Source organism: Streptomyces sp. NPDC001858, from assembly GCF_053594615.1.
Genome location: NZ_JBSFEV010000039.1, coordinates 15274 through 27973, shown reverse-complemented (window position 1 = coordinate 27973; position 12700 = coordinate 15274). Strand labels below are relative to the sequence as shown.

The following is a 12700-nucleotide window of genomic DNA, read 5'->3' as shown; positions in this document are numbered from 1 at the left end:
CCAGCGTCACAAGGAGCCACCGTTGACCACAGCCCACGACGCCGGCACCAAGATCGTCCCGGTGCCCACCCAGTCCGTGTACCAGAACCGCGTCGCGGACTACTGGAACGCCGAGGAGAACCCGGTCAACCTCGAACTCGGCAGGATCGACGACCTCTACCACCATCACTACGGCCTCGGCGACGCCGACTGGTCGGTGCTCGACGAACCCGACGCCGAGCTGCGCCGTAAGGCCGTCACCGCCGAGCTGCACCGGCTGGAGCACGCCCAGGCCGAGCTGCTGGCCGGCCGCCTCGGCCGGCTCACCCCCGCCGACCGCGTCTTCGACGCCGGCTGCGGACGCGGCGGCGGCAGCATCGTCGCGAACCTGCGCCACGGCTGCCACACGGACGGCGTCACCATCTCGGCCAAGCAGGCCGAGTTCGCCAACGAGCAGGCCCGCAAGCGGGGCGTCGACGACAAGGTGCGGTACCACCACCGCAACATGCTGGACACCGGCCTCAAGTCCGGGGCGTACGCGGCGTCCTGGAACAACGAGTCGTCCATGTACGTCGAGCTGGACCTGCTCTTCGCCGAGCACGCCCGGCTGCTGCGCCGCGGCGGACGGTACGTCGTCATCACCGGCTGCTACAACGACACCTACGGGCAGGCCTCGCGGGAGGTGTCGCTGATCAACGCCCACTACATCTGCGACATCCATCCGCGCTCGGCGTACTTCCGGGCGATGGCGGCGAACCGGCTGGTTCCGGTCCATGTGCAGGACCTGACGGAGGCGGCTCTCCCCTACTGGGAGCTGCGCAGTCAGGCCGACCACCTGGTCACCGGCATCGAGCAGACGTTCCTGACCGCCTACAAGAACGGCAGCTTCCAGTACCTGCTGATCGCGGCGGACCGCGTCTGAAATCCGTCGGACGGCGCGGAGGTCGATCTCGGGCAGCGGGGCGAGATCGACCTCGACGCCCCGTCCTACTCGCCGTCGTAGGCCTTCTTCAGAGCGGCGACGTCGAGCTTGCCCATGGCGTACATGGCCTTGGTGGTGCGGACGGCCTTCTCGGCGTCGGCGTCGGTGACCATCTCGATCAGGCCCTCGGGGACGACCTGCCAGGACAGGCCGTACTTGTCCTTGAGCCAGCCGCAGGGGCCGGGCTCGCCGCCGTTCTCGGTGAGCCTGGTCCAGTAGTAGTCGATCTCCTCCTGGTCCGCGCAGAAGATCTGGAAGGAGATCGCCTCGCTGAACGTGAACTGCGGGCCGCCGTTGATGCCGATGAACCGCTGCCCGTTGGCCGTGAACTCCACGGCGAGCACGGAGCCCGCCGGGCCGGGGCCGGCCTCGTTGTAGCGGCTGATCCTCCCGATGCTGGAGTTCTTGAAGATCGAGACGTAGTGGTGGGCGGCTTCCTCGGCCTTGCCGTCGAACCAGAGAGACGCGGTGAGTCCGTCGGTGGTCATGAGTACCTCCTGGGCGTGGAACGCGGTCATCAGTGTCGACCGCCGCCGCCCCCGGAACTCATCGCCCGCCAGGAAGATTGATCCGAACGGCCCCGCCGAGCGCCCTGAAGGGGCGCAGGGGTTGCGCGACCAGCCAGGACGGCGCCGCATGACGTCACCGGGCTGAGACCGGGCTCTGCTCGTGGCGAATCTGCCGCGGGCAGAGAAACCGCTGAAGGACGCCTTCCCGGGTCAAGAGTGGAGTCGACGGCATCCCCGCCACCACGAGGAGAACCGATGACTCCACTCACCACGCTCGCCCCGCGGGCCGAGGAGGGCGACACCTCGCCCACCCGCTTCGACGACCAGTTGGCCGCCCAGTTGCTCGGTCAGCGGATCGTCCTGCTGGGCACCCAGGTCGACGAGGTCTCCGCGAACCGGGTCTGCTCCCAGCTGCTGATCCTGTCCGCGGAGGACCCGCGCACCGACATCAGCCTGTACATCAACAGCCCGGGCGGCTCGGTGTACGCGGGCCTCGCCATCTACGACACGATGCGGCTCATCCCCAACGACGTGTCGACGCTCGCCATGGGTTTCGCGGCGAGCATGGGCCAGTTCCTGCTCTGCGGCGGCGCGCCCGGCAAGCGGTACGCCCTGCCGAACGCGCGCATCATGATGCACCAGGGGTCGGCGGGGATCGGCGGCACCACGGCCGACATCGAGATCCAGGCGGAGAACCTGGACCACAGCAAGCGGACCATGGAGCGGCTGCTCGCCGAGAACACCGGCCAGACGCCGGAGACCATCGCCCGGGACGGCGACCGCGACCTCTGGTTCACGGCCGAGGAGGCCAGGGAGTACGGCATGGTGGACCGGGTCGTGGAGTCCCTTGCGAACGTTCGCCCGGCCGCCTCGAAGCGACGGATGGGGCTCTGACATGGGGAACTACACGATTCCGTATGTCGTCGAGCGAACCGCGCACGGCGAGCGCTCCTCGGATGTGTTCAGTCGGCTGCTGTCCGAGCGGATCATCTTCCTGGGCACCGAGATCGACGACGGCGTCGCCAACGTCGTCATCGCGCAACTGCTCCATCTGGAGTCGGCGGCCCCGGAGAACGAGATCGCGATCTACCTCAACTCTCCCGGCGGCTCGTTCACTTCGCTCATGGCGATCTACGACACGATGACGTACGTACAGGCGCCGATCTCGACGTTCTGCGTCGGACAGGCCGCGTCGACGGCGGCCGTGCTGCTGGCCGGCGGGGATCCCGGGCGGCGGTTCGTGCTGGAGCACGCGCGCGTGCTGCTCGGGCAGCCGGCCAGCGGCGGCAGCCGGGGCGCGATCTCCGATCTCGCCCTCCAGGCCAAGGAGATGGTCCGCATCCGCGGCCAGGTCGAGGAGGTGCTGGCCCGCCACACGCACCACGACGTGGCGACCCTGCGCGCGGACATGGACCGCGACAAGGTGTTCACCGCTCCCGAGGCAGTGGCGTACGGGCTGGCCGACGAGGTGGTGAGCCGGCGTCTGCTGAGGCCGTGAGACACCCGGTAGGACACCGGGTGTCCTACCGACGCCGACTCGCGCGGCTCGTCAGGCGGCCAGGCAGAGACCGTCGTGCGACGAGGTCGTCGTCGTCCCGCGCCGGTCGGGGCGCCGGAGGGACGGGCCGCCGGTGAGCCGGACCAACTCGCCCTGGGTCCGGGCCAGCAGGTCGCCGAGGCTCAGGCCGAGGGCTCGGGCGGCGGCCGCGAGGACCTCCGAGGAGGCTTCCTTGCGGCCGCGCTCCACCTCCGAGAGGTACGGCATCGAGATCCGGGCCGCGTCGGCGACGTCCTTCAACGTGCGCTCCTGCGCCCGGCGTTCACGGCGCAGGACGTCTCCGACCAGGTCGCGCCACAGCGGCTCGCGCTCGGCGGACGGGCGCAGGGGGATCACGCGGGCTCGGTTCGGCGCCTGCTTCGGCGCTTGGTTGCTCACCTCTCAAGCCTAGGAACGCGGGCCGCCACGGCAAGGGTCCGGCATTGCGCCCTCGGTGGAATCGGGGGGCCGGTGTTCGCGACGCGCTCACATCCGGCACGCATGGGCCGCCCAGGAGCGGGTAGCCGCCCCCTGAGCGGGCCCGTCCACACGTGTCCGATCGTGACTGTCCAGGGAGACGAGGGAGAGCCATGCAGACCGCCGTGATCCGGTCGGAGGCCAAGGGTGTCGAGGGCACCGCCGGCACCAGCACGGACGGCGCACCGCTGCCGGGTATCGAGGCGCCGCGCAGCGTGGCCCCGCGTGACGCGCGTGAACTGTCCCGGCAGTTCTTCCAGCGGCTGGCCGTACTCGAAGAGGGCACCCACGACTACCAGTACGCCCGCAACACGCTCATCGAGATGAACATGTCGCTGGTGCGGTTCGCCGCCGGCCGGTTCCGCAGCCGCGGGAACGACATGGAGGACATCGTCCAGACCGGGATGATCGGCCTGATCAAGGCCATCGACCGGTTCGAGATCGCGCGCGAGGTGGAGTTCACGTCGTTCGCGCTGCCGTACATCGTCGGTGAGATCAAGCGTTTCTTCCGGGACACGACGTGGGCCGTGCATGTGCCGCGGCGGCTGCAGGAACTGCGCGTCGAGCTGGCCAAGGCCCGGGACGAACTCGCCAGCCGCCTGGACCGGGAGCCGACGGTCGCCGAGCTGGCCACCCTGATGAACCTCTCGGAGGGTCAGGTGGTCGAGGCGCAGATCGCCGCCAACGGCTACAACTCCTCCTCGCTCGACGCGGCGCTGACCGGAGACGGTCCGGAGAACGGCGAGGCGGTCCTGGCGGACTTCATCGGTGTGGAGGAGGACGGGCTGCGGCTCGTCGAGGACTTCCACTCGCTGGCCCCCCTGATGGCCGAACTCAGCGAGCGCGACCGGCAGATCATCCATATGCGGTTCGTGGAGGAGGCCACCCAGGCGGAGATCGGCGAGCGGCTGGGCTGCTCCCAGATGCATGTGTCCCGCCTGATCAAGCGGATCATCACCCGACTGCGCCAGGGCATGCTGGGCGAGTTGGGCTGCGCCTGACCGCAGCGCCCCAAAGGGGCGCGAGGCTCTGACATCTGCGGCTCCGCCGCGCGGGCGCGACCAGCCACGACGGCGCCGCACCGAAACGACAGCACATCGCGGAACCACGGCACATCGCGCCACGGCCAGCGCAGCGCTCAGCTCTCGAAGCGGACCACGGCACGCACCCGCTTGCCGACCGGCACGCGCTCGGCGGTGACCTCCGCCGCCAGCGCGTGCACGATCTCCAGACCGTGCCGGCCGATGCGCTCGGGGTCCTTCGGGAAGCGCAGGGGCAGCGCGTCGCTGCTGTCGTAGACGCACACGGTGACCGAGGCGTCCGTACCCTCCAGTTCCAGGATGTACGGGCCGTTGCTGTGCCGGTCGGCGTTGGTGACCAGTTCGCTGACCACGAGCATCACCTCACCGCTCGCCCGGGCGCCGATCGCGGCGCACCATTCCGTTCTGAGCTGGTCGACGAAGTGGGCGGCGAAGGCACGGGCCTCGGCGATGCAGCCGGGTTCACCGCTGTAGTGCGCCGCCCGCCGCAGCGGTTCCACGGGTACGTCGAAGCCAGTCGGTATCACTGCCCCGTCCAGGTGCTCGATCATGCGTTTCTCTCTCGGAGGCCGGACTGGCCGGACGCTGCTGTGCACCTGTGCTCGTACCCCGTGCCGGGCCGTGCAGTCCCGTCTGTCGTCACACCGTCCCCGCGCCGCCCAGGCGACGCCTCACACGGTGGGGGAGACGGGCGCCGACCGGCCAGTCGTCGCGGACGAGGACAAAGAGCTGTCCGGCAGGCCCGTGACATCGGGCACCAGGCCCGGCGCCGAGTCGGAGCTCGGGGGCTCGGGGCTGCGCGGCGCGGAACTCGGGGGCTCCGACGGCGGCGACTCGGGGCTCGTCTCGTCGCGGCCCGGGGCTTCCGAGGCCGGCGATTCGGACTTCGGGGACTCGGACGAGGGCGACTCGGAGTCCGGCGACTCCGACGACGGCGACTCCGACGACGGGGAGGGCGAGGACTCCTCGGACGACGGCGGGGGCGACACACAGTCCGACGGCTTGCCGCCGGCGCACGTCGTCGGGGAGGTGGACGAGCCGGGGCTGGTCGGCGGGCTCGGTGTGCTGATGACGATGGACGGCGTCTGCTTGGGCGGCGGCTTCGTGGGCCGGTCCTTGTCGCCGTCGTCGCCCCGTGGCCGGGCGATCCAGTGGTGGTCGGGATCGGGGTCGTAGAGCACGAAGACGTCGATCACAGTCTTGGACGGGGTGACCACCACGGTCGTCGAGGGGCTGTACGACGGCCAGGTGGTGCCGGTCCGCTTGTAGCCGCTCTGCTGGGCGACGGGCGGGGTCAGCGGGTTGCCGCAGGCGCAGCGCACCTTCGGGACGCCGCGCGCGTCGATCAGGACGGCCGTGCCGGCCTGCAGCACGGCCTGGAAGCTGGTCGCGGCGCCGTCGCGGTATCCGTGGTTGGTGACCCGGGTGTCCAGCCGCAGCTGCACGGGGGTGAGCGAGCGCAGGTAGGCGGGGACCCCGGCGGGGGCGACGCCGGCGACGCCCGCGAACGCCCGGTTCTTGGCGGGGACGGCCGTGAGGGCCTTGATCTGATGCTCCACGTCGCAGCTGGAGACGTTGAGGGTGCCGCCGTACAGTCCGGCCTGTCCCCCGTCCACCGCGGGGACGGCGTTCGCGGGCGGGGTGGAGGACGACGGCGCGATGGAGGCCGGCGGGGCGGAACTCCTGGTGGGGGACTCCGTGTAGGCGTCCGGGCCCGTTTCGCCGGCCGGCAGCATGAAGACCTCGCCGGCCTGGGTGGAGCTGTCGCCGCCCGACAGGGTGAGCACCAGGGCGAGGGCCGTGGCGGCCACGACGGCGGTGGTGATCAGCGCGACCCGGGGAGCGGACCTCCACCACGGCGGGCGCGGTTCCCGGCCGCCGTCCGAGAAGTCGGCGGAGTCGTCGTGGGGCGGTGGCGGGGTGGGCGGCTGGGAGGGCGGTCCCGAGGGTCGCGAGGGTCCCGAAGGCGGCTCCGAAGGTCCCGAAAGGGGCCCGGAGGGCGGTCCGGCCGGTCGCCCGCCGGTGGGGTCCGTGGGGCGGCCTGATGACGGCGGTTCGACGCTCACAAGCACTCCCGACGTGGGTTTTCCGCGGCGGTTCATCCGATGGATCCCGTCCGGGCCCGCTGCACGGCGGGGCCGTTCGGTGGGCCGTGCGGCGACCGTGCGAGGGGCGGTGCGGCCGCCCCGACCGGCCCATTCGATATGCGCCGCTTTCTTCCACAATCAACCCATTGTGTGCTCCGGTCGGGCGCCGCTCGCAAGCCGGACGCGGACGGCCCACCCGACAGGCGCGCGCTCCCGGGGCTGCTTAGCGTGGACAGGGTGAGCGTGCGCACCCTGCATGACCAGGCAGTATCCCGCCACGGGTGGGTCCAGGCGGTCGCCGTGGCACTCGCCGGGCTGATCGCCATGGTGGTCATGGCCGTGCTGGGGCTGTGGGCGGCGGGCGCCTCGGATCTGCCCCAGGGCGCGTTCCCCCAGGTGGTCGCGGCGACGGTGGTCACGGCCGTGGGCGGCACGGTCGAGCTCTCGGGCAGCGCCGGTGGACTCGCCGGTACACAGGCCGGGCTGACGGTGACTCCGCTGTCCGTGACCCTCGTCGGGGCGCTCGTCGTCGGCGCGGGATTCCTGCGGCCGCTGCGGCACCGGGCGGTCGCCGGGGCCCCGGAGCTGGCGGGCTGGGCCCTGCGGATCGCCGTGGTGTGGCTGCTCGGCCTGCTGGGCCTGGCGCTCGCCGCCCGCAAGACCTTCACCCTCGACCTCGGCGACGACACGCTGAGCGAGCTCGGGGACCTGTTCGGCGTCCGCCCGAAGGTCGGGTTCACCACGGATGTGCCGCTCACCCTTCTGGTCGGGCTGCTGTGGCTGGCCGCCGTGCTGGCGCTGGCGCTGCTCGTGTCGCCCGGGGCTCCGCTGCCGGCCCGGCTGCTGCGCTTCCAGGAGTCGGTGCGTCCGGCCGCCCACGCGATGGTCGTGCTGCTGCTCGCGTGCGTGGCCCTGGGGCTGGTCATCGCCCTGGTCGTGGCGGCGACCCGCGGCCGGCCACGGGAGACCTTCGCGGTGATCCTGCTGGGCCTGCCCAACCTGGTGTGGCTGGTGTTCACCCTCGGTCTGGGGGCCACCTGGAACGGGCGTGTGGAGGGCCCGTTCGGGCTGCCCATGCCGCAGGTGCTGGACCAGGTGCTGCGCAGCGACGACACGGCCGCGCTCAATCTGAGCAGCATGGCCGAGTACGACGGCCGGGTGTGGTGGCTGGTGGTGGTGGACGCGGTGCTGCTGCTCGGGGCGGCGTTCGTGATGGCGGCCCGTTCGCCGGCCCGGATGCGGGCCTGGCAGCACGCCCTGCACATGGCGCTGGCGCTGGTGCTCACCGTGCTGATGCTCTGTCTGATCGGCCGGATCACCGCGCATTACGGCCTGACCGTGCTCGGCATCAACGACGTCTCGGGCCTGTCCGGCGATCTGTTCCTGCACCCGGACATCTGGCCCGCCCTCGGCCTGGCCGCGCTGTGGGGCCTGGTCACCGGGTTCCTGGGCGCCCTGGCGGCCCGACCGGTGCACCGCCGCGGCGAGACGCCCTCGCCTTGACGGTGGTTCAGGGCTGACGTCGGTTCAGGGCTGACGCGGGTCGAGGACCGGGCGGGCCCAGCTCGGGGGTCGGGGGGCTGGGCCCCACGGATCGGCCGGTTCCGTCGGGGGGCGGGGCGTGCGATGGCCGCCGGTCTCCGTGGACCTCAGTTCCGCGACGAAGGCGGCGCAGGTGGGGTGGCGGGACTCGGGGTTCTTGGCGAGGGCCCGCGCGAACACCCCGTCGACCTCCCGGGGCAGGTCGGGGCGCACCTCCGTCAGGGGGGTCGGGTCGGCGTTCTGGTGGGCCCAGAGCAGGGCCATGTCGTCGTCGCGGAGATAGGGCGGGCGGGCCGCGAGGCACTCGTAGACCACGCAGGCGAGTCCGTAGACGTCGCAGCGGCCGTCGACGGGCCGGCCCGAGATCTGCTCGGGGGCGACGTAGTCGAGGGTGCCGACGAACTGGCCGACCGTGGTGAATCCGGTCAGCGACAGCGACTTCTTCGTCAGGCCGAAGTCGGTGAGGTAGACATGCTCGGGATGGTCGCTGTCGGTGCCCCGGGACACCAGGATGTTGCCGGGCTTGACGTCACGGTGGACCAGCCCGTGGTCGTGCGCGGCGTCCAGCGCGGAGGCGACCTGCGCGGCGATCCGGACGGCCGTCGCCAGCGGCAACGGGCCCTCGCGGTCGAGGAGATGGCGCAGGTCGCTCCCCTCGACGTACCGCATGGCGATGTACAGCACGCCGTCGGTCTCGTCGGCCTCGAACACGGGCACGATGTGCGGGTGGTCGATCGCCGCGGCCACCCGTGACTCATGGGTGAAACGCTTGCGGAAGGTGTCGTTGCGGGCCAGTTCCGGGGCGAGCAGTTTGAGCGCGACCGTCCGGTCCAGGCGCAGGTCACGGGCGCGGTAGACGACGGCCATCCCCCCGCGTCCGATCTCGCGCTCGATGCGGTAGCCGGCGACCTGGCGGCCCACCAGTTCGGAGGGCCGGCCGGCGAACGGGCTCGTGCCGTGCGACATCAGGGTTCCCGGTCGGGGTGGACGATCCGGGTGGGGGCGTGCGACTGGTCGTCGAGCACGTCGGTGGCGTCGTTCTCGGCGGTCTCGGCGGTCTCGGCGGTCGCGGCGGTCGCGTCCGGCGCCGCGAACGCGTCGCCGACGTCGAGCGCCCGGTCGGTGGCGTAGGTGCTGAGGCGGGTGCCGTCGCCGTACACCCAGCGCCTGCGGGCGGAGTCGTACAGCCACATGTCCTCGCCCTCGACGACCACCCCGATCCGCAGGCCGTGGGTGCGGCGGCGGAAGGACTCGCCGTCCAGGCCGCCGTCGGCCAGCTCCTCCACCGCCGCCCGGTAGCGGGCGAGGGACTGTTCGGCGCGGCCGAGGAGGGGGCGCGGGTCGGCGGAGGTCGCGAGGGGGTCGTCGGAGCGGGGCGGGTCCTGGGGGACGGCGATCAGGAAGCGGCCGTCCACCCAGGCCGACCAGCCGTTGGAGCACAGCACATGCCCCCAGTCGCCGCGCCGCTCGGTGAGCCGGACCGGCAGCAGCGCGTCGAGCGGCACGGTGGGCCGGGTCGGGTCGGGGGCCTCCCAGGCGGGCATGCCGTGCTGGGGGACGACGTGGGTGGGACGGAATCCGGGAGTCGTCATCGGCCGCCCCCTACTTCCGCATCACGACGGGCTCGTGCCGGCGCAGCAGCCGGGAGACGGCGAATCCGAAGGCCACCGAGAGCACGACGAGCATGCCCATGTTGAGCAGCCACACCCCCGCCGAGTGTTCGAACAGCGGGTCGGCGGTCTTGGCGCCGGGCACGATCCGGGCCAGCTCGATGGTGCCGGCCATCGCGCCGAACGCCCAGCGCGCGGGCACGAGATAGGCCAGCTGCTCCAGGACGGGTTTGCCGTCCAGCTTCAGCAGCGCGCCGCAGAAGACCACCTGGACGACGGCGAGCAGCACCAGCAGCGGCATCGTCACCTCCTCCTTGCTCACGAGCGCGGAGACGAGGAGGCCGAGCATCATGGCGGCGAAGGAGAGCATGGCGACGGCCACGGTGATCTCCAGCAGCGGTGGCATCAACACGCCTTTTCCGCCGGGCGCGTTGAGGTCGACGCCGAGCAGGGCGACGAGCGTCAGCACCACCGCCTGGACGACGGTGACCGTGCCCAGCACGACGACCTTGGACATCAGGTACGCCGATCTGGACAGGCCGACGGCCCGTTCCCGCTGGTAGATCACGCGTTCCTTGACGAGTTCGCGCACGGCGTTGGCGGCGCCGGTGAGCACGCCGCCCACGCACAGGATGAGCAGCGCGTCCATCGCGCTGTCCAGGACGAGTTTGCTGCCCGCCAGGGCGCGGTCCATGGCGCCCATGATGAACGGCAGCGCGATCATGATGGCCAGGAAGGTGCGGTCGGCGCTGAGCGCGGCCGTGTAGCGGCGGATCAGGGTGCTGAGCTGGGCGCCCCTGCTGCGCGGCCGGGGCGGCGGCAGGACGACCACCGGGCCGGTGCGCGGCAGCCGGGGCTGCTCGCTGGAGTTGACGACGTACTCCCGCTGGAACGGCGAGTCGCGGAACTCCCCCGCCCAGTCCCGGCCGTGGTCGCCCTCGAACGCCTCGAACGCCTCGGGCCAGTGCTCGAAGCCGAAGAAGGCGAGGGCGTCCTCGGGCGGGCCGAAGTAGGCGACCTTGCCGCCCGGCGCGAGCACCAGCAGCCGGTCGCACACTTCCAGGCTGAGGACGCTGTGGGTGACGACGATGACCGTGCGGCCGTCGTCGGCGAGGCCGCGCAGCATGTGCATCACGGAGCGGTCCATGCCGGGGTCGAGGCCGGAGGTCGGTTCGTCGAGGAAGAGCAGCGACGGCTTGGTCAGCAGTTCCAGGGCCACGCTGACCCTTTTGCGCTGGCCGCCGGAGAGGCTGTGCACGGGTTGCGCGGCGCGCTCTTCGAGACCCAGTTCGCGGATGACCTCCTCGACCCGTTCGCGGCGCTCGGCCTTGGCGGTGTCCTGCGGGAAGCGCAGTTCGGCGGCGTAGGAGAGGGCGGCGCGCACGGTCAGCTGGGCGTGCAGGATGTCGTCCTGCGGAACCAGTCCGATGCGCTGGCGCAGTTCGGCGTAGTCGCGGTAGAGGTCGCGGCCGTCGTAGACGACCGTGCCGTGGTCGGCGGGGCGCTGTCCGGTGAGGGCGTTGAGCAGAGTGGACTTGCCGGCGCCACTGGGGCCGACGACGGCGAGCAGGCACTTCTCGCCCACCGGGAACGACACGTCGTCGAGGAGGACCTTGCGGCCGCGGTCGACGGTGACGGTGAGGTCCTGGACGTCGAGGGAGACCTCGCCGGTGTCGACGTACTCCTGGAGTTCGTCGCCGACCAGGCAGAACGCGGAGTGGCCGATGCCGACGACGTCGCCGGGGCCGAGCGGGGCGCGGGTGACGGGCGAGCCGTTGAGGTAGGTGCCGTTGTGGCTGCCCAGGTCGAGGATCTCGTGGCCGCCGTCGGGCAGGGTGCGCAGTTCGGCGTGCCGGCGCGAGACGACGAGGTCGTCGACGACCAGGTCGTTGTCGGTGGCGCGGCCGATGCGGACGGTGGTCGTCGGCATCGGCCGGACGTTGGTGGGCTGTTTGAAGGTGCTCGTCAGCGCGGGCATGGAGACGGCCGTCGGGCGCCGCACCACAGTCGGCGGGCGGCGGTCCGACAGGGAGACGGACGGCCCGTCGGAGGGACTGCCGAAGCGGATCACGCTGCCCGGGCCGACGCCCCACTCGCGGATCCGGCGGCCGTCGGCGTAGGTGCCGTTGGTGCTGTGTTCGTCCTCAAGGGTCCAGTGGTCGCCGTCGGGCCGCAGCACCGCGTGATGCCAGGAGACTCGGGTGTCGTCGATGACGACGTCGCTGAGTGGGTCCCGGCCGACGTGGTAGTCGTGGCCCGGGGACAACACCAGGGAACCCGACTCGGTCTCCAGCACGAGTTCGGGCGCAGTCGAGGAGACCGGACGCTCCGCCATGCCCTGATTCTATCGATTGATCACCTTATGTGCCCGACGGAGAGATCCGTGCCGGGCGTCAGCCGACGGAGACGACGAGGGCCGGAACGGTGCGCTGCATGCGCAGCGCGTCGACGGACTCGGCGAGCAGTTCGTACTCGGTGGTCTCGTCGCCGACGGCGATCCGCACGAGCCGGCCGCCCGCCAACTCGTCGGCCACCAGCTCCTGTCGGTCCCCGTCCGCGCACCAGGCCCGCAGCAGTGCGGGCACGTCGGGCACGGTGTCGGCCACCGGGACCAGGGCCCCCTGCGGGAAGTGTTCGCTCTCGGGCTGCGGGTCCAGCCGTTCGGCCATCCAGGACGCCCGGTCGCGCAGCCACCACAGGGCGAGTGCCAGCGTCGGCGCACGGTAGGTGCCGAGCGGTACGCCGATGCGCCGGCCGTCACAGACGCCGTACGCCGTGACATGGCACAGGAATTCGTCGTGCACGTCTTCTCCCCCGGTGCTCGCCTGTCGGTTGCGCCTCGCTTCCGTGCGGCTCCTGTGAGTGAAGTGCCTTGACGTTCGAGTATGTTCACTACTGAAACAGTGTCACCATGAATTTCCGGCCAGTCTCTTGGCA

13 protein-coding genes are annotated in these 12700 nt (G+C 71.5%); 5 read left to right on the top strand and 8 right to left on the bottom strand.

Annotated features, from left to right (window positions below; genetic code table 11):
• Nucleotides 1-22 precede the first annotated feature (22 nt).
• Complete coding sequence (locus ACWCPF_RS36865; protein WP_451049489.1) at nt 23-901, top strand: geranyl diphosphate 2-C-methyltransferase; 879 nt, start codon at nt 23-25, stop codon at nt 899-901.
• 65 nt (nt 902-966) lie between these two features.
• Here the strand turns inward: ACWCPF_RS36865 and ACWCPF_RS36860 are convergent, their stop codons facing one another.
• Nucleotides 967-1449 carry a VOC family protein gene (locus ACWCPF_RS36860; protein WP_451049488.1) on the bottom strand — a complete coding sequence of 161 codons (483 nt, stop codon included), beginning with the start codon at nt 1447-1449 and terminating at the stop codon, nt 967-969.
• 276 nt (nt 1450-1725) lie between these two features.
• Here ACWCPF_RS36860 and ACWCPF_RS36855 point away from each other — a divergent pair, with 276 nt between their 5' ends.
• Complete coding sequence (locus ACWCPF_RS36855; protein ID WP_451049487.1) at nt 1726-2364, top strand: ClpP family protease; 639 nt, start codon at nt 1726-1728, stop codon at nt 2362-2364.
• Nucleotide 2365: 1 nt separating this feature from the next.
• Nucleotides 2366-2968: a ClpP family protease gene (locus ACWCPF_RS36850; RefSeq protein WP_451049486.1), complete on the top strand. Its 603-nt coding sequence runs from the start codon at nt 2366-2368 to the stop codon at nt 2966-2968.
• Between the two features lie 51 nt (nt 2969-3019).
• Here the strand turns inward: ACWCPF_RS36850 and ACWCPF_RS36845 are convergent, their stop codons facing one another.
• Nucleotides 3020-3406, bottom strand: a complete 387-nt coding sequence (locus ACWCPF_RS36845) for a helix-turn-helix domain-containing protein (RefSeq protein WP_451049485.1) — start codon at nt 3404-3406, stop codon at nt 3020-3022.
• Between the two features lie 191 nt (nt 3407-3597).
• Here ACWCPF_RS36845 and ACWCPF_RS36840 point away from each other — a divergent pair, with 191 nt between their 5' ends.
• Nucleotides 3598-4485 (top strand): RNA polymerase sigma factor SigF, encoded by an 888-nt coding sequence (locus ACWCPF_RS36840; RefSeq protein WP_451049484.1) that lies wholly within the window; start codon nt 3598-3600, stop codon nt 4483-4485.
• A 137-nt stretch (nt 4486-4622) separates the two neighbouring features.
• On the opposite strand, the gene ACWCPF_RS36835 is transcribed toward ACWCPF_RS36840, so the two are convergent.
• Both ACWCPF_RS36835 and ACWCPF_RS36830 read right to left on the bottom strand, forming a co-directional pair.
• Complete coding sequence (locus tag ACWCPF_RS36835; RefSeq protein WP_451049483.1) at nt 4623-5075, bottom strand: ATP-binding protein; 453 nt, start codon at nt 5073-5075, stop codon at nt 4623-4625.
• 120 nt (nt 5076-5195) lie between these two features.
• Nucleotides 5196-6590 carry a DUF6777 domain-containing protein gene (locus ACWCPF_RS36830; protein WP_451049482.1) on the bottom strand — a complete coding sequence of 465 codons (1395 nt, stop codon included), beginning with the start codon at nt 6588-6590 and terminating at the stop codon, nt 5196-5198.
• 258 nt (nt 6591-6848) lie between these two features.
• Between ACWCPF_RS36830 and ACWCPF_RS36825 the strand changes: the two genes are divergently transcribed.
• The gene (locus tag ACWCPF_RS36825; RefSeq protein WP_451049481.1) at nt 6849-8114 is read left to right on the top strand and encodes a streptophobe family protein; all 1266 of its coding nucleotides are present in this window, start codon (nt 6849-6851) and stop codon (nt 8112-8114) included.
• A 24-nt stretch (nt 8115-8138) separates the two neighbouring features.
• On the opposite strand, the gene ACWCPF_RS36820 is transcribed toward ACWCPF_RS36825, so the two are convergent.
• Genes ACWCPF_RS36820 through ACWCPF_RS36805 form a run of 4 tightly spaced genes read right to left on the bottom strand, consistent with a single transcriptional unit; the run spans nt 8139 to nt 12567 of the window.
• Nucleotides 8139-9119, bottom strand: coding sequence for a serine/threonine-protein kinase (locus ACWCPF_RS36820; protein ID WP_451049480.1), 981 nt, complete (start codon nt 9117-9119; stop codon nt 8139-8141).
• Nucleotides 9119-9745, bottom strand: coding sequence for a hypothetical protein (locus ACWCPF_RS36815; protein ID WP_451049479.1), 627 nt, complete (start codon nt 9743-9745; stop codon nt 9119-9121). Before ACWCPF_RS36815 ends, ACWCPF_RS36820 begins: the two co-directional genes overlap by 1 nt.
• Nucleotides 9746-9755: 10 nt before the next feature.
• Complete coding sequence (locus ACWCPF_RS36810) at nt 9756-12098, bottom strand: FHA domain-containing protein (protein WP_451049478.1); 2343 nt, start codon at nt 12096-12098, stop codon at nt 9756-9758.
• Between the two features lie 58 nt (nt 12099-12156).
• Entirely contained in the window at nt 12157-12567 is a 411-nt protein-coding gene (locus ACWCPF_RS36805; protein WP_451049477.1) for a hypothetical protein, read from the bottom strand.
• Nucleotides 12568-12700 lie beyond the last annotated feature (133 nt).